This is a genomic window from Paenibacillus tuaregi (genome assembly GCF_900086655.1).
Taxonomy (GTDB): domain Bacteria; phylum Bacillota; class Bacilli; order Paenibacillales; family Paenibacillaceae; genus Fontibacillus; species Fontibacillus tuaregi.
Genome location: NZ_LT575476.1, coordinates 1,327,169 through 1,351,732, shown reverse-complemented (window position 1 = coordinate 1,351,732; position 24,564 = coordinate 1,327,169). Strand labels below are relative to the sequence as shown.

At 47.0% G+C, this 24,564-nt stretch carries 16 protein-coding genes and 2 tRNA genes; 2 read left to right on the top strand and 16 right to left on the bottom strand.

The annotated features are described in order from the left end of the window. Nucleotides 1–5: 5 nt before the first annotated feature. Entirely contained in the window at nt 6–3,707 is a 3,702-nt protein-coding gene (locus BN6628_RS06205) for a GH32 C-terminal domain-containing protein (protein ID WP_235847587.1), read from the bottom strand. A gap of 544 nt (nt 3,708–4,251) precedes the next feature. On the opposite strand from BN6628_RS06205, the gene BN6628_RS06200 reads away from it, so the two are divergent. Continuing rightward, entirely contained in the window at nt 4,252–5,256 is a 1,005-nt protein-coding gene (locus BN6628_RS06200) for a LacI family DNA-binding transcriptional regulator (RefSeq protein WP_068615619.1), read from the top strand. Nucleotides 5,257–5,547: 291 nt separating this feature from the next. Here the strand turns inward: BN6628_RS06200 and zapA are convergent, their stop codons facing one another. From zapA to pheS, 3 genes are all read right to left on the bottom strand, one after another. After that, nucleotides 5,548–7,095 (bottom strand): cell division protein ZapA, encoded by a 1,548-nt coding sequence (gene zapA / locus BN6628_RS06195; protein ID WP_068615616.1) that lies wholly within the window; start codon nt 7,093–7,095, stop codon nt 5,548–5,550. A gap of 154 nt (nt 7,096–7,249) precedes the next feature. Beyond that, entirely contained in the window at nt 7,250–9,697 is a 2,448-nt protein-coding gene (pheT, locus tag BN6628_RS06190) for a phenylalanine--tRNA ligase subunit beta (protein ID WP_068615613.1), read from the bottom strand. A 24-nt stretch (nt 9,698–9,721) separates the two neighbouring features. Next, nucleotides 9,722–10,756 (bottom strand): phenylalanine--tRNA ligase subunit alpha, encoded by a 1,035-nt coding sequence (gene pheS, locus BN6628_RS06185; protein ID WP_068615607.1) that lies wholly within the window; start codon nt 10,754–10,756, stop codon nt 9,722–9,724. A gap of 545 nt (nt 10,757–11,301) precedes the next feature. Here pheS and BN6628_RS06180 point away from each other — a divergent pair. Then, nucleotides 11,302–11,496, top strand: coding sequence for a YwbE family protein (locus tag BN6628_RS06180; RefSeq protein WP_068615605.1), 195 nt, complete (start codon nt 11,302–11,304; stop codon nt 11,494–11,496). Nucleotides 11,497–11,713: 217 nt separating this feature from the next. Here the strand turns inward: BN6628_RS06180 and BN6628_RS06175 are convergent, their stop codons facing one another. The 12 genes from BN6628_RS06175 to leuB all read right to left on the bottom strand — a co-directional run bounded on the left by BN6628_RS06175 (nt 11,714) and on the right by leuB (nt 24,484). Then, nucleotides 11,714–12,673 (bottom strand): ABC transporter permease, encoded by a 960-nt coding sequence (locus BN6628_RS06175; protein ID WP_068615603.1) that lies wholly within the window; start codon nt 12,671–12,673, stop codon nt 11,714–11,716. Next, complete coding sequence (locus BN6628_RS06170; RefSeq protein ID WP_068615601.1) at nt 12,674–13,750, bottom strand: ABC transporter permease; 1,077 nt, start codon at nt 13,748–13,750, stop codon at nt 12,674–12,676. Continuing rightward, nucleotides 13,743–15,278: an ABC transporter ATP-binding protein gene (locus BN6628_RS06165; protein ID WP_068615599.1), complete on the bottom strand. Its 1,536-nt coding sequence runs from the start codon at nt 15,276–15,278 to the stop codon at nt 13,743–13,745. Before BN6628_RS06165 ends, BN6628_RS06170 begins: the two co-directional genes overlap by 8 nt. Before the next feature lie 159 nt (nt 15,279–15,437). After that, a complete protein-coding gene (locus tag BN6628_RS06160) occupies nt 15,438–16,460 on the bottom strand; it encodes a BMP family lipoprotein (protein WP_068615597.1) in 1,023 nt (340 codons plus the stop codon). 290 nt (nt 16,461–16,750) lie between these two features. Next, nucleotides 16,751–16,824 (bottom strand) — tRNA-Gly (locus BN6628_RS06155). Between the two features lie 10 nt (nt 16,825–16,834). Beyond that, a tRNA-Pro gene (locus BN6628_RS06150) sits at nt 16,835–16,911 on the bottom strand. Between the two features lie 133 nt (nt 16,912–17,044). Beyond that, nucleotides 17,045–19,165, bottom strand: coding sequence for a putative bifunctional diguanylate cyclase/phosphodiesterase (locus tag BN6628_RS06145; protein ID WP_068615595.1), 2,121 nt, complete (start codon nt 19,163–19,165; stop codon nt 17,045–17,047). A gap of 120 nt (nt 19,166–19,285) precedes the next feature. Beyond that, on the bottom strand, nt 19,286–20,248 hold the full coding sequence (locus tag BN6628_RS06140; protein WP_068615593.1) for an aldolase catalytic domain-containing protein: 963 nt from the start codon (nt 20,246–20,248) through the stop codon (nt 19,286–19,288). A 216-nt stretch (nt 20,249–20,464) separates the two neighbouring features. Continuing rightward, nucleotides 20,465–21,589 carry an ATP-binding protein gene (locus tag BN6628_RS06135; protein WP_068615591.1) on the bottom strand — a complete coding sequence of 375 codons (1,125 nt, stop codon included), beginning with the start codon at nt 21,587–21,589 and terminating at the stop codon, nt 20,465–20,467. 448 nt (nt 21,590–22,037) lie between these two features. Continuing rightward, nucleotides 22,038–22,463 (bottom strand): hypothetical protein, encoded by a 426-nt coding sequence (locus BN6628_RS06130; RefSeq protein ID WP_068615589.1) that lies wholly within the window; start codon nt 22,461–22,463, stop codon nt 22,038–22,040. A gap of 215 nt (nt 22,464–22,678) precedes the next feature. Continuing rightward, complete coding sequence (locus tag BN6628_RS06125) at nt 22,679–23,224, bottom strand: peroxiredoxin (RefSeq protein WP_068615587.1); 546 nt, start codon at nt 23,222–23,224, stop codon at nt 22,679–22,681. Between the two features lie 180 nt (nt 23,225–23,404). Continuing rightward, nucleotides 23,405–24,484, bottom strand: coding sequence for a 3-isopropylmalate dehydrogenase (gene leuB / locus BN6628_RS06120; protein WP_068615585.1), 1,080 nt, complete (start codon nt 24,482–24,484; stop codon nt 23,405–23,407). Nucleotides 24,485–24,564 lie beyond the last annotated feature (80 nt).

Here is a 24,564-nt window from a genome sequence, read left to right as displayed (position 1 = left end):
CATTCTCACGGGGTAGATGGCAGCGCTAAGGTGGTTGTTGTGCTACCGGTCAGACGCCATTTCTGCCGAGAGGAACCAGGGACAACCTCTCCAAGCTCCAGCTTCGTTCCCTCTTCGGAGACTTCCAAAGCTTTGCCGTTATGTGCGGAGAGTATTGTTACTGTTCCATCGGCGTTCTCTGATTTAGTCCAGCGCTGGTTGTCAAATCCAAGGTAGTTATACAGCTGAATCCGATTCTGTCCAGTATCGAGATCCAAAGCTCTGTCTCCCGTGTTTCTGATGGTATAAGTTCCATCACCAACAGGCACAAAAACCCATACCTGATTTGCAGAATTAGCATCATCATCCATAACAGTTACGGGCGCACCGTTAGTTGAACTTCCATAGTATAGGGATTTGCCTGAGTTCTCATTCTTGATATGCACCTTAGCAAGATCTGCATCGGATGTATGAGTCGCCATGACATTCTGGTAATACGCCTGTCCTCCAAACACATTAACCCCGAAATGTCCCTCGGCGAATGTCCCATCCTTCAAGTCCATAACCCGTTCCCCATCAAGATCGATCTGAAGATGAGGACCATCTGCTACGATCTTCACATGATACCTTCTCTCACTCTGAATAAACCGGCTCACTTTGGCAAGCACCTGGCGTTCCTCAAACCGGCCTTCTACTTTATAAAACAATCGGATAGATTTCATATTTGGATCTAAATTAAAGTAATATCCGCTATTCCCATCCGCACTGGCCCTGAATAGGATTGACCCTGCCCCGCCGTTCTTGGCCAGTGTCATGTCCGCTTCATAAGTGAAGTTTCCTGCTCTCTCGGCTGCCATATAATTGGCATCACTGGTATAGCTGCCGCGAATCCCCTCAGGTGTTAATGTCCACAGCGAGGAGGAAGGCTGCGGCTTCCATCCGGTAAGATTCGTCTTGAACTCTCCGCTGCTTACGGTAATACGGGTGATCCCGGTAATCGCTTGGCTTGAAGCGGCCGTAATTGCAGCTTCTCCCGCCGCGACTGCCCGGATTACAGCAGTTTCATTGTCTGAAGAAATAATCTGTATCACATTCGGGTTACTTGACTTCCAGGTGAGCGGCTCTTTCACTCCCTTGGATTTCTCTAAACTGGCAAATAAAGTTGTTGTTTGTCCGCTTGTCAGTTCCATTTCTGGACGGTCCATTATAACCCTGGGAGCAGATGATTCGGTAACCCTCCAGATATTATCCAGCGCATGCACCTTCAGAGAGATGACTTTCACAGCACCACCCTTAGTAAAAAAACTCATTCCTCTTCGGGCTGAATCCGGCAGAATGACATCAGAGATTACAACTTCTCCATCCTTGCCGAAGACTTCTACCGAGGATTCATCCACGAATATACGCATGTTCACCTGATTACCAGATGGGACAAGCGGTGCTTCATGAAACGTGGTGAACAGATTAGAGAAATCCGTTGCTCCAGATGCTGACCGGTCTACATACATCTTTTGCTTGTCTTTGTTATAACCAACTACAGTACGTTGATCTCCACCTGTTCGTAGATTAAATCCGAACTCTGAGGCAGCATCCTGTTCGGGCAGTTGGATGACGGCCTCGATTTCATAAGCGCCTGAGCCCACGCCTTCAAGCAGGTTCTCCTGTGCTTCTGTAACTATACGATTCTTGACGGTGGCAAGAGGCTTACGAAGCGGAGTTAATTCAGCTATCGGCGTCTGAACCAGCCGGATTCCCGAGTCCGTTGATTTCAATGATAGTTCTCTTGGGATCGTTAATTCCCCTTTCCAAGGAGTCGTAGGGAAGCTGAATGGATAATCCCAGTTCGTCATCCAGGCCATCATGATCCTGCGGCCTCCAGGAGCATCCGAGAAAGACATCGAAGCGTAAAATTCTTTGCCCCAATCTACTTTTAATACCTTCCCGGCAGGATTATCATTCTTAAACTTTCCGTCCGCCGTAAGATCGCCAATAAAATACTCCGCATCCGAGCCGCCCGTCTTTGGATTCGCTCCCGTGCTGATCATCAATACCCACTTGCGGGCTCCATTCCCATCCACCGGAAGCTGAAAAAGGTCAGGGCATTCCCAAATTCCGCCGCGGACATACTCTCCATAACCGAAGCTGTCCGTGAAGGTCCAGTCGATTAGATTGTTGGAGGTGAAGAATCGAATGTGATCCCCGCCGGATACAACCATGATCCAACGATTATTGGCCTCATCACGTACAACTTTCGGATCCCGGAAATCCCATCCACCCGGGTCGACCCCATTCTTGCCGGGATTCTGAATAACAATGGGGTGTTCCTGCGAATAGGCCCATGTTCGGCCTGCATCTGTACTGTAGGCCAGTCCGATCTTTTGGTTCCCATTCTGCATGTCAGGTGTATAAGAAGTATAATAAGCAATCAAGCCTTTTCCGCCTGTATTAGTGAACAGTCCAGAGGCATTGGTTAGATCCGCAACAGCAGATCCAGACCAAACATGGCCTAGATCATTCCAGGCCAGAGCAATCGGGAGCCTTTTCCAATGAATCATGTCCTTGCTAACTGCATGGGCCCATTGTCCGCCATCCTGGTGAAATAAATGGTATTCTCCTTCATAATATACCAGGCCATTGGGGTCACTTGCCGATCCCCTTGCTGGGGAATAATGATACTGCGGGCGGTATCTCTCGGTATAATAATCAGACGCCTGCGTCAGATAGACGTCTTGAAAATAAGCGGTGCCTTGATTAACAATCATTCCAGAATTACCGCCCGTATAGCTCTTATCTCTAATATCAATTGCTGCGGGTGTATAGCCGTCCATAAATATCTGTATATGATCGCCCGAGGCATTAACCTCAAGATGATGCTTGCTGCCACGCTCTCCAGGATACAGGCGTGCAGACTTGCTAACGATCGTGCCATTAGCCTTCATTAAGAGAACTTGGATCTGGTCTCCCTGACCCACAATAGAAGCTACATATCCTGTTGAACCATCCTTATTCGCCCTGAATAATAGCCCCGCGTTGGTATTTGAAGATCCAGCATGAAGCGTGACATCTCCCTCCATCTCAAAATCATTTGCTGTGGTGCCATAGACTTTTACGGCCTTTTCCCCGCTCTGGGCTGTTGCTTTGTATCCCTTTAAATGTGGCAGCCACTCCCCATGTGTCAAGATCTCATTATTCAGGTTGGTGTGCAGGTCACTGACCTGAATATTCTGAAATAATGCGGAGCCATTCCGCACATGCAGTCCCAGAAAGCCTGTGGAATAAGCCTTATCCTTAACATCAATAATTGGTTTATAATTCGCCCCCCAATATACCTTCAGATTAGATTCTTCCGCTTTGACTTTTAGGTGATAAATCTCTCCTTGCTTCAGTTCGACTTTACGTTCTTCGTTTAGCCTTCCAGCTCCCTCATTTGTGTCTTGCAATATGAGCAGTCCGGCACTTGGAACAATTTGCAGCATATAGGACGATTGCCCATTATTATTGGAGCGAAAAACCAAGCTGGCATCCGCCTTTATGTCTTTGACCATCACATCGGCTTCATAAATGAAATCCTCTGATTTCGTGGCAGAGATAGCCCTCACGTTATCATCGGAATTAGAAGTTAACAGAATTCCCTCAGGGCTGTCGCTCATCCTGCCCCCTCCCGCAACGTGCCAATCCGCAAGATTCGTATTTGTATTGGTTACGCTTACAATAGATTGTTTAGCCATGGGTGATCCCTCCTTTAACTGCTCTGCTTCAGCATAAGCGTCAACAGGAATTATGATGGAGATGATCATTATTGCGGCTAACAGTGGTTTCAATGCTGAATAAGCCTGTTGTTTCATAATTTATCCCTCTCCCCGCTTAGCAAACATGAATATCACTATTAATACTTTGCCATGAAAACTTGCAGCTTCATCAGCCAGAATATTGTCACATACGAATCACCTCCTTGCCCTGTCGAATTGAAGAAGTTTAAAACATAACTCATTTAAAACGATGTATTCAATTTCCATTTAATTTAACATTTAGTTTGCATTTTAGATTTCAATTCAGTTTACATTTTTAATTACAAAAGTAAACAAACAGTGTTTACTACCGAAGTATACGCTTACATTATAGGGGTGTCAATCACTTTTGAATTCAAATGAGACAACCACTAGACAGCGGATAAGTATAGATATGTCGATATCTATGCACATTTTTGTGTTACTATATTGACTAGCAGCTGATAAAAAAGCACAAACTGCTTTTATTAAAGGAGTAAATGATATGGCAGAGAAAGTAACCATTCAGGATATCGCTAATGCCCTTGGATTATCCCGAAATACGGTATCCAAAGCGCTTAATAACCACCCTCAAATTCCAGAGCAAACGAGGGATAAAATCATTCAAAAAGCGGCAGACCTTAAATACAAAAACTACTCCAAACTCAAAATGGGAAATATCGCTCTGCTAACCAGGGGGGATATCAATACGATCAGCTTTTACTCCGAGACGATTCGGGGGATTGAAACAAGTCTGAGTGCAGATGGCTACAATTTGATTCTGACTCTGGTGAAACCAGAGGATATCCGATCAGGCATCCTGCCAGCCAACGTACATCAGTCAAATCTTGACGGGATCATCAGCGTTGAAATTTTTGATAAACCTTATATGCAAAAAGTACTGAACACGGGTATTCCTACGGTTTTTATTGATTCACTGCCCAATTCCCTGTTCGAACTCCACAAATACGACGTCATAATGGTGGAAAATGAATTGGCAACTTATCAGCTTACCCAGTTATTGATAGAGCACGGCCATCAGAATATCGGTTTTATTGGAGACGCAGCTCATTGCAGAAGCTTTTATGAACGCTGGCTTGGCTTCACTCGCGCCCTATCCCATAGCGGCTTGGGCGACTGTAGTGAATTCAGTATCCAGCTTGAAGATACAAATCCTTATTTGTCCGTGGATTGGATGACCTCACAAATTAAAGCTTTGAATAAACTGCCTACGGCCTTTGTGTGTGCAAACGACGATATTGCCATCAGTGTAATCCGTTCTCTTAAAAGTCTTGGGTATAACATTCCGGCTGACATTGAAGTTACAGGTTTTGACGATATTCCAAATTCCGCAATAATTGAACCAGCCCTAACTACTGTCCATACCTACCCTTATGAATTGGGTAAACGTGTTGTCGAATCGCTATTGAACAGAATTGACCAGCCTGATCGGCATAACGAAACAGTATATCTGGAGACATGCCTGGTATGGCGGGAGTCAACAAAGTAACTTTCGAAGAACACAGCAAAGCGCCAGCCCAGGGATAACCCCTTGAACTGGCGCTCTGCCTACTTTTTTTGCAAAAAAACGTCCATTCTGCTGTAAGATGGCTTGCTCTTGAGACGACTTCGTTTATATGCTGATACTAACAGGCAGACAAGGAATAGTCATCGACTATGCATTTCCAATCCCATGTTCGGATGTCCTCGAACTAGGGTTTAGGCATAATCAATTGTCTCATGAAGTGTCCTTTATATTACACTTTCATATCCAGAAGGAACTGCTCACCCAGGCAGCCTTCTATGTCTGGTCCTGTTCAATCAGCTCAATCCATTCATTGTATTCCGCCTGGAGCTTGGCATACTCATCCTTCAGTCTTCCATGCTCCTCCTGAATCGCCTGCATACGTTCACGCTCCATCTCGCGTTCTGTGCTGAGCAGTCTGTATTCATGTGAGATCAGTTCAAACTGTCCGCCGATTTCCTCGAGTTGAGCGGCAAGTGCGTCCTTCTCCTGAGTCAATTTCGACTTCTCTTCTGTGGCAACGTTTAATGAATCTCCTGCCGCGGCACACTGCTGCTGCCAATCTTCAAGCTGCTGCTGAAGCACGGATTCCGCTTCACGGAGCGCATTATAGCTTTCCTCAGCACTTTCACAGCGGATCTGCCATTCAAGCTCACGATTCTCCGCTTCCTCCAGAGCTTTCTTCGCGTTCTGAACCTGCTCCCGGCTCTCCCGAAGGCTCATCTGAAGTTCCTCAAACTGCTTCTTCAGCTGCCCCGCTTCCTCTTGAAGAGCCTGTTGTTCCTCTTCCGATTCCAACTCCCGCTGAATCAGACTCTCATGGGCCTCTTCCAGCTCATGATATTTCTTATGCAGCCCGTCAAGCTCATCTTGAAGCTGCTGCCGGTCTTTACCATGCTTATCAAGCTGGTCCTTCAACGACTCAACTTCATCTTGTGAAATCTTGAGCCCCTGTTCCAAAGCCTCATTATGCTCTGCAGCCTCCAGCAGCTCAATTTCAAGCCGGTTGATCTGCTCATGCCGCTTCTCGGCAAGCTTACGCAAAGCCTCAGCTTCCTCCATGGTCTTGGCTGAATCCGCTTGCAGCTTGTCTTCGCGCGCTTTGGCCGCTTGAAGCGACTGCTGCAGCCCGTTCAGCTTGCTCTGGACAGCCTTTGAAGCTTCAAGCGAATCGTTAAGCTGCTTCTCAAGATGGGCATTCTGCTCCTTGGTCCGCTTCGACTCCGCAGTCAGCTGCTCTTCCCGACGGAGTGATTGTTTATGCTGCTCATTCAGCTTGGAGAGATTCTCACGTTCCCTGCCCAGATTGAGCTCCGCGGCTTTAAGCTTCTCTTCCAAAGTGCTGTTGTTCCCGCGCTCTTCACGGAGCTGCTTCTCTAACTCCTGAATGCGTGACGCCTGTTTGGTCATTTCGCTCTCTTGAACCTTTAGGGCTTCACCCGCAGTCTTCAATGATTCCTCCAAACTTGTCTTCTCCGTCTGGAGACGGCTGAAGGATTCCTGAAGTGTGCCCAGCTTAATCTGCTGTTCACTATACTGGGTTCCTTGATCATCCAGCTTCTGTTCAAGCATTCTCTTCTGCTCGGTCAAGGCTGCAAGTTCTCTCTCCAAGGCTTCAAGCTTATGGACTTCCTCTGCCATATGTACGGCCGCTAAAACAGCGATACGGGGAATATCCAAATAGGCGTGCGCTCTGGCGATCGCATGCATACGATCATTAACTTGACGGGCCACCTGCTTCATATAATCAGCACTGCTGCCAACAATTTTATAAGAAGTTCCGTAAATCTCCACGGTAACACTGGTTTTGTCGGGTTTAGTCAAAGCGAGTTACCTCCTTCAATTCTTATGCCTGATCCTGTTGTATGAATTGTACAAAAGTCACATGAAATCTTCATGTAATGGGGAATGAATCAACATAGTTACTCTTCAACTCAATCCATTATACAAGATTCGATGTGACTTCTGTAATTTCCTTCTATTTTCTAAGTTCTGCGGCAAGAGTTTGTTCAAGGACTTCCAGAACACGATCATGAACGGTGGTAATGTCCTCTTCGGTCAGGGTACGCTCCTTGTGAAGGTACACCATGGAAATAGCCACACTCTTCTTGTTGTGACCAAGCTTGCTACCTGTGAACACGTCAAAGACTTGAACAGACGCCAGTAGTTCTCCGGCAGCCGATTGAATTGCCTTGATCAGAGCGCCTGCTTCAACATCAGCATCCACCACAACAGCGATATCCCTTTCCACGGAAGGGAATCTAGGCAGCTCCCGGTATTCAATCGTGCTGTCTGAGTACTGATACAGCGGAGCTAGAAGCAGTTCGGCCACGTAAGTATCATCCAGATCCTTCTGACGCTGCACATCAGGGTGCAGCTGTCCGATGACACCTATGCGGATCTTCTCCCCACCGGCCTCTAGATAGATAGAAGCCGAACGGCCCGGATGGAAGCCGCTTGGCCGGTCCGCCACGTAAGCAACCTTCTCTTTGAGTCCTAGATATTCAGTCACACTCTCTACCGCACCCTTGAGATCAAAAAAGTCTACCTTGTCGGCAGTGATATTCCACTGCTTCTCCTGACGGAGACCGGTTAATAAGAAACCAAGCACCGGAAGCTCTTTAGGCTGTCTGGTTAACTGTTCTTCCTCGGTCCAGAACACACTTCCGATCTCAAATACAGCAAGATTATCCTGTTTGCGGTTACGGTTGTAAGCGGCGATATCCATCAGCTGCGGCAAAGTGCTCGTGCGGAGAATGCTGCGGTCTTCGCTCATCGGCATCGCCAGCTTCAATCCCCGGCTGCCGCCTGAAAGATCCGGGAACAGCCCGATGGACGACTCATGGGTGAAGGAATAGCTGATGACTTCCTGCCAGCCGCCATGAGTGAGCAAATTCCGCAAGCTCCGGCGAAGGAATTGTTCCTTCGTATAGGCCCCCGGTGTCGTCGGTCCTTCAATTGCCGTGGTAGGAATATTGGCGTACCCATGAAGACGGGCAACCTCTTCAATCAAATCCACATCACGGGTAATATCCCCTCTGCGTGTTGGCACCAGAACTTCAATTTCACCGCTTCGCTCGGCACTTTCGAAATTCAGCCGATTGAAGATGGTCTTCACTTCAAGCATAGAAATGTCTGTTCCCAGATATCCGTTCAGCTTGTTCAGCGATAGCACAATTCTTTTCTCTTCAGAAGTGCGGACAACAGACTCAACAATTCCTTGGTGTACTGTTCCACCGGCGTATACTGCAATCAGTGACGCGGCGCGGTTAAGCGCTGGAATGACGCGGCTTGGGTCCACTTCTTTCTCAAACCGCAGGGACGCTTCGGAACGAAGTCCTAATTGACGTGAAGTCTTACGCACCGACCCGCCATCGAAATAAGCGGACTCTAGAACAATGTTCACGGTTGCATCTGTAACCTCGGAATTCAATCCACCCATTACACCGGCAAGGCCAACAGGTTTGTCTTCCCCGTCCGTAATCAGCAGGGCTCCAGCCTCAAGCTTGCGCTCCTGCCCATCTAGCGTTACCAGCGTCTCTCCTTGAACTGCCTGGCGTACGCCGATCGAGCCTCCAGCGATTTGATCCGCATCAAAAGCATGCAGCGGCTGGCCGTATTCCATCATGACATAGTTCGTGATATCTACAATGTTATTAATCGGGCGAACTCCAGCTGCAGCAAGACGGTTCTGCATCCACTGAGGGGACGGCCCAATCTTTACGTTTGAAAAATATCGTACCGCATAGTGGTGGCACAAATCAGGTGCCTCCACATGGACCTGGATATGGCTGCTGGCCGGCTCCGCCACTTCAATCAGCTTCTTCTCCGGCTCAGGAATCTTCACTTCCCGTCCAAGGATCGCTCCAACCTCGTAAGCAGCCCCTAGCATGCTGAGGCAGTCAGAACGGTTCGGCGTGAGATCGAAATCAAGAATCTCATCATCCAATCCGAGAACGCCGTTGATCGAAACACCGATCTCCGTGTCTTCCGGCAGGACAAGAATCCCTTCCTGCTGCTCCTTGGGAACAAATTTCTCATTCAAGCCGAGCTCTTTCGCAGAGCAGATCATACCTTGGGAAGCCACGCCGCGCAGCTTGGCTTTCTTGATTTCAAGACCGCCTGGAAGCTTGGCGCCCACCAGTGCGACAGGAACCTTTTGACCGGCATCCACATTCTTCGCCCCGCAGACAATCTGCAGATCTTCTCCTTGTCCCGCATCGATCACACACACATTAAGCTTATCCGCATCCGGATGTTTCTCTTTGCTCTTCACATACCCGACAACAACCTGGCTTACCCCTGGGCTTCTCTTCTCTACGGAATCAATCTCAATCCCCGAGCGGGTAATCTGCTCAGCCAATTCCTCCGCTACCACATTCTCCAAAGATATATAGTCAGACAACCATTCGGTTGATACTTTCATGAATATGTCCCTTCCCTTCGCTAATTAATATCGAGCAAACTGCTGCAGGAACCGCAGATCATTGCTGTAGAAATGACGAATATCATCAATGCCGTATTTCAAAATCGCAATGCGTTCCACGCCCATACCGAATGCAAAGCCCGTATACTCCTCCGGATCATAACCGCCCATCTCAAGCACTCTTGGGTGAACCATACCACAGCCCAGAATTTCCAGCCAGCCTGTCTGTTTGCACATCCGGCAGCCTGAACCGCCACACTTCACACAGGTGACATCCACTTCCGCACTCGGCTCGGTGAACGGGAAGAAGCTTGGACGAAGGCGGATTTGCGTGTTGGAGCCAAACATCTCCCGAGTGAACTGGAGCAGAGTCCCTTTCAGGTCGCTCATGCGAATTCCCTTGCCAATCACCAGTCCTTCAATCTGGTTGAATTGGAACGAGTGTGTTGCGTCGTCATCGTCGCGGCGGTATACCTTGCCCGGGCAAATGACTTTGACCGGTACTTCACCCTTCATCGCTTCCATGGTCCGAACCTGAACCGGGGAAGTCTGGGTCCGCATCAGGATGTCCTCTGTGATGTAGAAGGAATCCTGCATATCCCGCGCCGGATGGTTCTTCGGCAGGTTGAGAGCTTCGAAGTTGTAATAGTCCGTCTCCACCTCTGGTCCCTCTGCAATACGGTAACCCAGACCGATGAAGATATCCTCGATCTCTTGAATTACTTTATTCAGCGGATGAACGCCGCCTTGGCGGAGCGGACGTCCAGGCAGAGTAACATCCACCTTCTCGGAGGCTAACTTCAGCTCCGTCTCTTTCTCCTGGAAATGCTGCTGCTTGCGCTCGATAACTTCCTCAATTGCAGCCCGAACCACATTGCCCACCTGGCCAATTACTGGACGCTCCTCCGCGCTTAGAGAACCCATGCCCCGAAGTATTTCGGTTAATGCTCCTTTCTTTCCTAGATACTTCACCCGCAGATCATTCAGCTGTACCGCATCCGCAACATTCTTCAACTGCTCTAACGCTTCCGCTTTCAACGATTCCAAACGTTCTTTCATGTATGACCCTCCTTCGATATTTGAACCCACGTATCCATTCTCATGTATCCTAAGGCGTATTCGCACCTGTATAGGACAACAAAAAAAGGCCTTCTCTCCCGTAAGGGACGAAAAGACCGTGGTACCACCCTTGTTAGATCCATAACCTCACCCTGCTAAGCCATTATGACTTACAGATATGAAGATATTTCACTCACTCTTTCGAAATAACGGTTCGTCGGCCGGCAGCCTCTAATGTGTGAACCCTAAGGTTCCGGTTCAAGGCGCTGCTCCGGAGTGAACTTCAGACAGCCTGATTCTGTAGGAACGCTCTCAATCTGCGGCGCTCCCTCCCTGTATAGAGGCACTGCTTACTCTTCTCCATCATCGCATTTTCATGTCATGAATCACGGACCTTAAGCTAAGAACAAGCCGATCCATATGTTATGTTCAATATTATATGCAAAAGATGTGCATATTGGCAAGTCGAATCTGCCTGTATGCTTTGGTTTCCCACAAGGGTATGTTATGGTTAATGATATTTACAGAAAAAGGAGCCCACAGCTATGAATGGAACAGAACGCAAGAACATTATTCCGGGACGTACCGTGGACATCGTGCTTAAGAAGGATCAGCGCACCGGGCAGCTTACCCGGGGTGTTGTGAAGGACATTCTAACTAATTCTCCTACCCATCCGCATGGAATCAAAGTCCGCTTGGAAGACGGTCAGGTAGGCAGGGTTAAGACAGTGCATGTGTAGCCCCAAAAGGTGATAGCAGCGGACAAATATTAACATTACGAGCGTTGGATTTGAAAGAGGACGGCTGAATTCAAGAAGTCTGGGAGCAACAGCGACCTTAAAGAACATTTCACACGTCTGCCTTACGTGTAAATCATTAATTCAACTTATAACTTCAAACAACAAAGCAGAGCTCCATTTGGAAGCTCTGCTTTTGTTCTTTGAAGATCTATTCTGATTATCTCTTGCCCGGATCGTACGGCTGTCCCAGGGCTGATGGTGCGGAGGAACGCCCTACCGCAGCAACGAGTACGATAATGGTCAGCACATATGGAAGCATATAAATAAATTCCATCGGAATGTGGCTCGACCAGGAGAACAGCGTAACATAACTACGGATCGCTTGAGAGAAGCCGAAGAACGCAGCCGCTCCAAACGCTCCAATTGGATTCCATTTCCCGAAGATCATCGCAGCGATCGCGATAAAACCTTGACCAGAAATGGTGTTATGCGCAAAAGTACTGGTTGTTGTCAAAGTAACTGTGGCTCCCCCAAGGGCAGCCAGCGCACCACTGATCATCACGCCGATGTAGCGCATCCGGCGGACGTTGATCCCTACGGTATCTGCCGCACTTGGATGCTCACCAACAGAACGAAGACGAAGCCCAAATGGAGTTTTGTAAAGCACATAATAAGCCACGAATACCAGAATAATGGCTAGATACGTGGTTGGGTAGTTATTGAACAACCCTTCTCCGATAATTGGGATCTGAGACAGACCAGGGATCGGATACTTGCTTACAACCTTTAGCAGCGGAGTCTCCCCGTTGCCGTTGAAGATCAGCTTAACGAGATACAGTGTACTACCGGCCGCAAGAAAGTTAATTACAATCCCGCTGATAATCTGGTCTGCCTTGAAAGTAATCGAAGCCAAAGCATGAATGAGTGAGGCGATAATCCCGGTGATAATAGCTGCGATCAAGCCCACCCAAGGAGCACCTGCCCCCATGCCAGCTTGGTCCGCATAATAAGTTGCGATCGCTGCTGAGAAGGCCCCGAAGGTCATTAGACCCTCAATACCGATATTGGTTACCCCTGAACGCTCTGAGAAGATGCCGCCCAAGGCTGCAAAAATAAGCGCCGTTGAAAATACAAGCGTTGTATTTACAAGTTGGCCTAATGTAGTTACCCAATCCATTTACAACACCTTCTCTTTCTTGCGTTTGGAGTAAAGAGGTTTAAGCACCCAGCGTACGATGCCTTGTGCGGCAATAAAGAAGATGATGGAACCTATTACGATACGGATCAATTCCGGCGGCACTCCTGCGCCGAAGCTCATTCCGGCAGATCCGTAGGTCAGAATCCCGAACAAAGAGCCTCCAAGCAGAATACCAAACGGATGATTCATACCGATCAGAGCAACCGCAATTCCGTCAAAACCAATCCCCGGTGAACCTGACATAATCGACTGATAGTGGAACACGCCCAGTACTTGAACGGCTCCAGCCAGACCAGCGAAAATACCACTGATAAACATAGCCTTTACTACGTTACGGCCAACGTTCATACCTGCGTAATCAGCCGCATTCGGGTTATGACCAACTGCACGCAGTTCGTAACCCTGCTTGCTCTTCCACATGAAATAGTAGAAGAACACAGAAGCCAGTACGGCAAGCAGCATCCCCCAGTGCATACGGGCATCATTGAAGAAGTTAACCAGACTTGGGATAGAGATAGAAGCCGTAGATTGAATCTCTTCGGAGTGGTCCATTCCTTCTGGAAGCATAAATGCATTTACAATGTAGTTCCCCAAATACAAAGCCGTCCAGTTCAGCATGATAGTGGTGATAACCTCGTTCACACCCCGCTTCGCTTTCAGATATCCGGCAATGGCCGCCCATAAGCCGCCGCACAGGGCACCAGCAATAAGTGCAAGCGGAGCATGGATGATTGAAGGAAGCCCTGTTACCTTTACACCCACAAAAGTTGCAGCCGTCATGCCGACAATAAATTGTCCTTCCCCACCGATATTAAATAAACCGGCACGGAATGCGAAAGCCACAGCAAGACCCGTTAGAATGAGCGGTGTAATTTCACGCAGCGTCTCCCCGAAATCATACAAATTCCCAAATACCTGTTCGAACAGGGACTGATAAGCAAGCAGCGGATCATAACCGCCCACAAGCATAATAATGGCTCCAACGATCAGACCAAACACAATGGCAACCAGAGGAATAACGATGCTTCCAGTAAATATCTTGTACAATTTACTCATGTGCCTTACCTCCTGCTGTGCTGCCCGCCATCATAAGACCAAGCTCCTGGTCATTGGTGGATTCCGGGTACACTTCGCCGACGATCTTCCCTTCGTAAATAACCACAATGCGGTCCGAAACGTTCATGATCTCGTCCAGTTCAAAAGATATCAAAAGTACGGCCTTACCTTGATCCCGCTGGGCAATCAATTGGCGCTGTACGAATTCAATCGCTCCGACATCAAGTCCGCGTGTTGGCTGTGCGGCAATCAGCAGGTCCGGGTTCTTATCTATTTCCCGGGCTATAATTGCTTTCTGCTGGTTACCACCTGACAAGGATCTTGCAAGTGTGTCCATACTCGGCGTACGAACGTCAAATTGCTCAATCAGGCGAGAAGCCTGCTTTCCAATGGCGTCATAATTCAAGAAGCCCTTCTTGTTATAAGGTTCTTTGTAATAAGTCTCCAGAACCAGATTCTCCTTCATAGAGAAGTCAAGAACAAGCCCGTGTTTGTGACGGTCCTCCGGTATATGGGAAACACCACTTTCAATAACCTTTCTTGGCGGCTGGTTCGTGATGTCTTTATCCAAAATTTTGATGGTCCCACTGTCCACCTTGCGAAGGCCTGTGATCGCTTCGATCAATTCACTTTGACCGTTTCCGTCTACTCCAGCCACACCCAGAATCTCACCTGCTCTGAGGTTCAGGCTGAGTCCATTAAGAACAGGAACTCCATCCTTGCTCTTGGCTGAAATATTATCAATCGTAAGCACATTCTCTTTAGGCTCAGCAGGCTTCTTCTCAACTTTAAAGGTTACGTTTCTTCCGACCATCTTCTCTGCCAATTCCTGCGGACTTGACTCGAAAGTCTTCACCGTATCAATAACCTTGCCCCGTCTGATGATGGTAACCACATTAGAAATCTGCATAATTTCTTTAAGCTTATGTGTAATCAAAATGATGGATTTGCCTTCATTCACCAGCCGGCGCATGATCTCCATAAGTTCGGAAATTTCTTGGGGTGTCAGAACCGCAGTAGGTTCGTCGAAAATAAGAATATCCGCACCACGGTACAACGTCTTAAGAATCTCAACACGCTGCTGCATACCCACGGAGATATCGTGGATCTTGGCGTTTGGATTTACTTTAAGTCCATATTGTTCCGAGAGAGCTTTAATTTTGGCTGCTGCTGTCTTATAGTCCAGATTCAATCCCTTGCGAGGTTCCATTCCCAAAATGATATTTTCAGTGACGGTAAACGGTTCCACAAGCTTGAAATGCTGATGCACCATCCCGATCCCAAGATCGATGGCTTTGTTAGGATTATCAATAAGCACAGGCTGACCATTCATTTCAATGCTGCCTTCATCTGGTTGGTACAACCCGAACACAATGTTCATCAGGGTAGATTTACCGGCACCATTCTCACCTAATAGTGCATGAATTTCACCTTTGTTAAGCTTTAAACTGATGGAGTCATTAGCTACGATACCGGGAAACCGTTTGGTAATTCCCTTAAGCTCCAGAACAGGAGTCGCTGCTGACATGAGATCACCCTTCTCATAAAGATAGTCTGGACAGGACTTTGAAATACCTTGTTTAACAAGGGAACAAGGCTAGTTAAATAACCAGCCTTGCTCTATAAATATAGCCTATATTACATTTAAGCGAAACTCGAAAATTGTGGATAGCGCAATTAGCAAATCTTACTTCTCAGGAACTTTGATTTCTCCGCTGATAATTTTTTCTTTGTACTCGTCAACAATTTTAAGCACGTCAGCAGGAACTGTTTTGCTGGAAGTATCGGCGATACCTACACCATTGTCTTTCAGGGTAAGAGTTTCATGACCACCCTTAAAGGTGCCGTCAATTACTTCTTGGCTCACACGTTTTACAGCTTCGTCAACCCGCTTAACCATGGAAGTCAGAGTTACGTCCGGGAATTCAATGGATTGGTCTTTGTCCACACCGATTACCCATACTTTCTGACCACTCTTCGCACGTCCAAGGGCTTCGTTAAATACGCCTGTACCAGTACCACCGGCAGCTTGGAAAATGATATCCGCGCCATCGTTGTACAGAGTTGCAGCCGCAGTCTTACCAAGATCCGGCTTGTCAAATGCGCCAGTGAAGTTATTGGTTACAACTGCGTTTGGATTTACCGCTTTAACACCGGCCGCAAAACCAGCAGCGAAACGTTCGATTACCGGAAGCTTAACGCCGCCGACAAATCCGATTTTATTAGTTTTTGTCATTTTACCAGCTACTACACCAACCAGGAAGCTACCTTCATGCTCAGCAAAAGTTACGGATTTAACGTTAGGCTGATCTACTTCCGCGTCAATAATCGCAAGCTTTGCATCTTTATTTTGTTTAGCTACGCTGCCAACAGCATCAGCCAAGCTCATCCCGATACCCCAAGTCAAAGCATATTTGCCTTTAACGAATTTATTCAGGTTTGTATTGTAGTCGTCAGCTTTAGTACTTTGAAGATACTCTACAGCTACCCCTTTTTCAGCTTTCATCTGCTGCAGACCTTCCCAAGCAGATTGGTTAAACGATTTGTCGTTTACCCCGCCCACATCGGTAACCATACCGATTTTGACCTCGGATTTGCCACCTTCAGTACCCGCGTTGCTGTTTGATTCACTTTTTTTGTTGCCGCATCCTGCAAGCACTACAGTAAGAGCCAGCAGCATGACCATCGACAATTTAAAAGTCTTTTTCATGTTTATAATCCCCCTTAGAAATGTAAAGCATGGTCTGTCGACCAAATTATACAATTAAAACGAAATTAAATCCACACATTAATGAACGAAGGTCAATAAATTTACGGATTTGACATAATGTTAGCGTTTCATCTTTGAAATCTGACTTGCTATGTTCGTTTAATGCGTGTATTCCACCTCTTCTGCTCAGTTTTACTAAATATAGTATCTCCATAAATCGGAGAAAAACAACACTTTTTCGACATAAAAAAAAGGCCCTTCCCTATAGGAAGAACCTGGTCGTTTGTGTATGGAGCGGGTGATGGGAATCGAACCCACGCTATTAGCTTGGAAGGCTAAAGTTCTACCATTGAACTACACCCGCAAAATGATCATGGTCGGGACGACACGATTTGAACATGCGACCCCCTGGTCCCAAACCAGGTGCTCTACCAAGCTGAGCTACGTCCCGTCATCTTGCACTATATTTCGTAAAGACAAAAATAAATATATCATCTTACGGTTAATTTTGCAACTGTTTTTTATGATTTACATAAAATCAATTCAAACAGGCCAAGCAAGATTTACTTTCTTGGCCCTTTTCTTTATCCGGCTGATCTGCTCAGGAAGCGCTTCTCAATCTCCGATGCTGCCGTAGGTTTGCTAAATAAATACCCTTGCCCATCGTGACACCGCTGCTGCTTCAGAAATTCCAGCTGCTCCTGGTTCTCCACGCCCTCAGCCGTCACCTTCAGCTTGAGGTGATGCGCCATGGAAGTGATTGTGGACACAATCGCCGCATCATTGTTGTCCTCCATAACTTCCTTAACAAAGGACCGGTCAATCTTTAAGCGATCAATAGGCAGGCTTTTTAAATAATGAAGCGAGCTATACCCTGTACCAAAATCATCAATACTGATATGTACTCCCAGCTCCTTCAGGCGCTGAAGCTGCTCAAACGCCGCTTCCTTATCAAAGGTCATACTTTCTGTTATTTCGAGCTCCAGATATTCGGGAGCAAGTCCAATCTCCTCAAGCATCATGCCGATATGCTCAGACAAATGAGATTGGCGGAACTGTCTCATGGAGAGATTCACCGAGATGCAGATTGGCTCATACCCTTGAAGCTGCCACTTCTTATTCTGCCTGCAGGCCGTCTGAAGAACCCAGTCTCCAAGCGGTACGATCAATCCACTCTCCTCAGCCAGCGGGATAAATTCAGCTGGCGAGATCACTCCACGGACCGGATGATTCCAACGAACAAGGGCTTCCAGACCAACAATCTTGCCGCTGTCCAAATGAATCTGCGGCTGAAACTCGAGGTAGAACTCCTGCCTTTCAATTCCTTTGCGCAAATCGTTCTCCAACTTGAAACGCGACTGGGCATGGAGCTGCATAAATGGGGTATACCGGCTGAATTCAATACCCTGTTCCTTAGCATTATGCACGGCCATGTCCGCATTCTGAAGAAGCTGGTCCGCAGAGCTGCCGTCGCCCGGAAATACAGCCAGTCCCAAGCTTACGGACACATGATATTCCGAATTATCAATAAGAAGCGAAGACTCCATCGAGACAAGCAGCTGGTCCATTCGATCTTGAATATCATCAATGCTGGAAGCTCCGCCAACAATCAGGGCGAATTCATCCTCTCCCATACGGAACACCTCCTCGGTTGAGGTGCAGAGCCGGCTGAGTCTCTCACCCATTAAACATAGAAGCCGGTCCCCAGCAGAATAACCGAGTGAGTCATTGATCGCTTTAAACCGGTTAATATTCACGACAATCACTGCAGCCGGAATCCCTGTGCCGGAGGCCCTCTCGATTTGGTTCTGGAGTGTTATTTTCAATTTGTGGCGGTTTGGAAGTCCAGTTAAATCATCATAGAAAGCCAGATGTTTGATCTTCGCCTCAGCTGCCTGCTGATAGCGCAGGGGTTCCTCAACGGTGAGCTTATACACCCCTTTAAGCACAAAGTAGTAAGCCATCATCATGAACGCTTCCCCGGTTAAATGCCGCATTCCCAGCACCTCCGGCTCAGCCAGGAATATCAAATAATGCCCCATCATCATAAAAATTAATGCAGTAATTACTGATAATACCGAAACCGAACGTTCAACTCTGTTCTTGTACAGAATAGCAGTAAATGAAGCGGCATACGCAATCATGATGCCCACACTCACCAACATCATCCACGGATTCGATGGCGAAGCGGGCAGCAGCTCAGGAAGATTGTCCTGGAAAGAATACACTGCATAAAGGCCCCCGGTCAGTACAATTGCCGAAAGGGCAGCCGTTAGAAATTTATGTTTACGTGAGACTTCTTCGTCATTCCCGTTGAAGATAATAAGTATACCAACAGCGCTGAGTCCATGGGAAATCAGCGTGAGCCAGACCAACGTATTCAATTGCAAACCCATGTCCTTCAAAAAGTCCATATTGCCATAGGCAGGCATTCTAAGCAGACTGATTAGACCAAGCGCCCCGAATAGCACCGAACTATACAGCCTGATTCTGGACAGCCTGTCCGTAAACAGCATCCAGCCTTGAATAAAGATCGCGAAGCAGAACGCCCCCGCAAAGAATAGGGCAATAACGTGAAGATTCCCGAACCATTCGTAAGATTCCCTGCTGTATACTGAAGCTGGAATCATTCCCGCCCAGACCAAGATGACAAAACCTATCAACCACTGATATATTGTCATCTTCTCTGCTGTTCTGATCCGCATTGCTATTCCGACCCCCAGATGTAAAATCTATGTTTCTCATAAAATTCCACATCTTTCGCGGTTATCCTTCTTTTTTGACAAAAAAAACCGGAAGCTTCTCGCCTCCGGTTTCTTCTATAGTTATGATTTTTTCTCAAAGCTGACTTCAGGTGTCGTCAATTTGTCATAGAAGCCAACAACCTTGTCTTTATCTGCCGAGGCTCTGATCGCCATTGCAGAACGTGGATGCTCGTCCAGGGTCCCGGTGATCATGTAAGGGATCAAGTAACCCCATTCTTCTTTTTCACGCAGCGGAATAAGAAGGTTCTCAAGGACTTCCAGCACAGGGCGGAGTTTATAATGGGTATTCTTCAGATGTGTAACGAGCAGTTCAGTCGGACAGTTCCCGGCGGCGCGGCCCATTCCATACACGGAAGCATCCAAGAACTCAACGCCGTTCTGGGCAGCCACCAAAGTATTAGAGAAAGCAAGCTGCATATTGTTATGGGTATGAACCCCAAGCTTCTTGGTCGGGAGGTAGGTCTTGAATTTCTGTACGAGGTATTCCATATCCTTGTAATCAAGGCTTCCGTAAGAGTCTACGATGTATACCACATCTACAACACTTTCATTAATCATCTCAAATGCTTCCATCAACTCATTCTCCATGACATTGGACAGGGCCATAATGTTCAGAGTCGTTTCGTATCCTCTGTCATGGAAGGTCTGTACAAGCTGAAGCGCTTTGTCCACGTCTTTAATGTAACAAGCCACACGGATCAGGTCCAGCATGCTCTCCGAGCGCGGCAAAATATCATTCTCATCCACACGGCCGATATCCACCAGTGCAGACAGCTTGGTTGTACCTTTTTGCGGGATCACTTCCCGAAGGAACTCGTCGTTCAGGAAACGCCAAGGACCTGCCGAATCTGCGCCTGTCAATAATTTAGGCGAGTTTTTATATCCAATTTCCATATAGTCAACGCCAGCTTCATTCAGCCCCTTGTACAGCTGCTGAACAAACTCAACACTGAAATCCCAGTTGTTCACGAGACCGCCGTCTCTAATTGTGCAATCGACAATTTTACAATGATTCGTCTTCATCCGCAAAGTTACCTTCTCTCATCTGTTTTACTATCCATCTTACTTGAAGCCAAAAGCAAATGTAAAGGCAATATCCAAGATATTTAGAGCAAATGAACCACATTTCCCACTTCTAGGCTTGGATAAACGCTTTAAATCCCTAAAATGTTCAAATGAGCATAAGAAAAAGCACCTTTGGGTGCTCATCTTGACAGCATTTTGCATAGGATGTTCATGTTATAACTCAGTTTTAAACCTGCCGCTTAATGGAAGCGATACCATAAAAACCGTGCCCTCTCCCTTCATGCTATCGACCGAGATGGTTCCGCCATGGTTTTTAATAATTTTGTAGCTGACGGACAGTCCAAGCCCTGTGCCTTTCTCCTTGGTTGTAAAGAAAGGATCAAAGAGCCGGGTTAGCAGGGTCTTGTCCATTCCGTTACCGTTGTCCTTAATAGAAATGTTCACATAGTTTCCTTCCTGCTTTGCACCTATTTCAATCATTCCCGCATGATCGCCTTCAACCTCTTCGATAGCGTCCATGGCGTTCTTGATAATATTTAAAATAACCTGCTTGATCTGTTTAACATCAATAGAGACAAACAGCTCTTCGCTGATATGATGAAGCCGCATTTCACAGCCCATCATCAAAGCCTCACTTTCTGTAAGCAGCAGTGTATCCTTTAATAAGGAAGATACACAGACAACCGTCTTCTGGGGGGCGGAAGGCTTAGAGGAGTTAAGAAATTCATGTATGATGTCGTTCGCCCGGTCAATCTCCATCAATATAATGCGGGCATATTCATCCTTGCCCAGTTGGAGAAGATGGGGACGCAGAAGCTGAATAAAGCCGCGTATAGCTGTAAGAGGATTACGAATTTCATGAGCGATTGCAGCCGAAATCTTCCCAAGCATGGCCAGCTTGTCATTCTGATAAGCCGTCTGCTCGATTTGCTTGTAATCGGAAACGTCCTTCACGCTGAGGAGAAAATCCCCATCCATTTGATCGCCATAGGTAACCGTAATGAGCCAGTGGCGTCCATATTCATCAATCAATTCGTGATACTTGCGCCGGTGAAATATCGTCTCCCTGTAGATTCTGACGATCTTCTTCTGCTTAAACCTGCTTAAGTAAGGATGACGCAAAAGCTGAAGCAGATTGCAGCCAATCAGAGACTGACGGGGAAGCTCAAGCAGCTTAGCCATTTGAACATTAATGAATGTTAAGACACCCTCGCTGTCGAACAAGAGAATACCACTGTCAAGATGCTGCAGTACGTTCTCATACTTGTTTTTGACAAGCTCAGTTGATTGAAATGCCTGAACGGATTGAAGCAAAGTTTCTTGAAACTCACTCAACAAGTTGATCCCCCCTTTTCTGACTAATGATGTACCTGCCTATTCCGACAATATTCCATCATCCATATGGAATGAACTTAACGATGCCTGATTCCCATGTGCTGTGATTGAAAGCTGAAGGCTATGTAGTCCATATGTTATTCAATCCATATTGCGAAAGAAGTTAGAACTTGAGTTCTGCCGCCAGGGCTCTCCCTCGGCCCATTCAATCTTAAGCTTGTACAGCTTGGAAAAACTTAGAAATCCGCTATATTTATCATATTAACTAAGTCAAAACTCGTCAATCAGAAAAAGTGTCGAAAAAGGTGGGATATGCGCATATTGAGCCATTTTCAAAAAAAAGAAATAAGACCCTCGCTTAATTGAATGAAGCCAAAAAAACTCGAACCAAAAAGGCCCGAGTTTCTTAAAATGTTATTATATATCTATTTATCAGGGCCATAACCTGAAGCTATCTGGTGCTGCCCTTGCTTTTTTTATTCAGCAGCTTGGTCCGTCTTTGACTCATAACCGCAAGCCGCTTCTTCAATTCGCTTTCCCACTTCTCATCCTGGATCTGCTTCGCCACCGTCAATAAGTCCAGGGACATATCAATCTGGCTCTGCACAATATCAAGCGGGTCCTCGCTCTCATAATTGACACAGTTTCCGAAGATCGTTTCCTCATCTTCCATCACAAAATCCTGGAAATCAACTTCGGCTGCCCCATCATCATGCGCATATTCAGCCAGAATCTCATACTCGTTCTCTACTTTATAATGAACCTCCACCCGGTGGCAGACCGGACAGAAGAGCAGGGGAACATTATGGACTTGCGTACGATAATGTTTCAATGTACCTTTCGTTCCAACCATACTCGCTCCACAGCAAAAACTCATTCCCCTTCACCTTCCTTAATTAGGTTCAATTATGAAGCGCTTTATTCATTTTGGATTCCTATAACGTATTCGGTAACTGGATTGTAAATTCCTCTTCCTACTGAGAAAATATAAAATATTGAGGAAATAGTCCCGGTATATGGGATAAAAAGCCCCCTGGCTGGCGCTTAAGCACCATAAGGGGGCCTTCTCATAACATGTCCAAATCTAAAAAATTAAACGTTCAGGTTTTTGTCGCCTGGTTTCCAGTTCATCGCGCACAATCCGCCGGATTGCAGAGCTTGAAGCACACGAAGTGTCTCATCAACACTGCGTCCCACATCGTTGTGGTTAACCACTTGGTACTTCAGTTCGCCTTCTGGATCGATGATGAACAAGCCGCGAAGCGCTACGCCTTCTTCTTCGATCAGAATACCATAATCACGGGCAACACTCTTCGTAATATCAGCAGCAAGCGGGAAGTTCAATTGTCCCAGACCGTTGCTGTCCTTAGGTGTGTTGATCCAAGCTTTATGGCTGTGCACAGAGTCTGTGCTGGCACCAAGAACTTCTGTATCCAGTGCTTTGAACTGCTCATAAGCTTCGCTCAAAGCTGTGATTTCAGTCGGGCATACAAATGTGAAATCGAGTGGATAGAAGAAGAATACCAACCATTTACCGCGGTAATCCGTCAATTTTGCACGACTAAATTCTTTACCGTCTCCTGTTACGATTTCAAGATCAAAATCCGGAGCGGGTTTACCTACCAAACGTTCTGCCATGATTAAAATCCTCCTTTAAAATATGTAAGAAAACAAGCCGAAGCTGTTCTCCCTATGAACTATTGCAATTCCAAATCTACATTACAAATGGTATCATCCGAAAAATGCAAAGTCAAGATTAGAAGGATTTCTTTTTTATAATTATTATAAACAAAGTCAATTTAGCGAACTTTTCATTGATTATTTTTTCATTGCCGCAACGATTAAATCGCCCATTGCCGTTGTGCTGATCGCCTGACTCTTGTCTACGGCAATATCTCCAGTACGGTGTCCTGCATCCAGCACCTCTGCAACCGCCGCTTCAATCGCATCTGCCGCGTCGGCATAACCAAAGGTTAAGCGGAACATCAAGGCGACAGAGAGGATCGTAGCTATCGGGTTGGCCACATTCTGTCCGGCAATGTCAGGCGCTGAGCCGTGAACCGGTTCGTACAAACCGAAGCTGCCTTCCCCCATCGAAGCCGATGACAGCATTCCGATGGACCCGGTCAGCATCGCGGCTTCGTCACTGAGAATATCTCCGAACATGTTCTCGGTGACAATAACGTCAAAGCTTGACGGACGTCTGAGCAGCTGCATCGCACAGTTGTCAACAAGCACATGCTCCAGTTCCACATCCGGATAATCCGGAGCTACACGGATTACAACTTCGCGCCATAAACGAGAGGTTTCCAGCACGTTGGCTTTGTCCACTGAAGCCAGCTTTTTGCGGCGCTTCTGGGCGATTTCGAAAGCCTGCCGCACAATACGCTCCACTTCAGAGACGTTATAAGCGCAAGTATCCACAGCTTCCTGACCGTTCTCAGTTTCACGGCGGAACTTCTCACCGAAGTAAATCCCGCCAGTCAGCTCACGGACAACCATTAAGTCCGTACCTTCAAGAACTTCAGGCTTCAAGGTGGAAGCATCCTTCAGGCAGTCGAACACGACTGCTGGACGCAGATTGGAGAACAGACCAAGCGCCTTGCGAATGCCCAGCAATCCTGTCTCAGGGCGAAGCTCCTTCGGATTAGAATCCCATTTCGGTCCACCTACCGCACCAAGCAGTACCGCATCTGCGGATTTGCATATTTCCAGCGTCTCCTGTGGCAGCGGAGTCCCTTTCTCATCAATGGCAATTCCTCCGAACAGCGCATGTTCAGTTTCGAATTGATATCCGAACAGCTCCTCCGTACGCTTCAACACTTTTTCCGCTTCCGCTACAACCTCAGGTCCGATGCCGTCCCCAGCAATAACCGCAATTTTTTTTACATCTGCCATAATTGTACACTCCTTTTTATCTGCTTCAGTCCATTTTACATTCTCATTCTGTTGTAACATATCCGGCATGGTTAGACTAA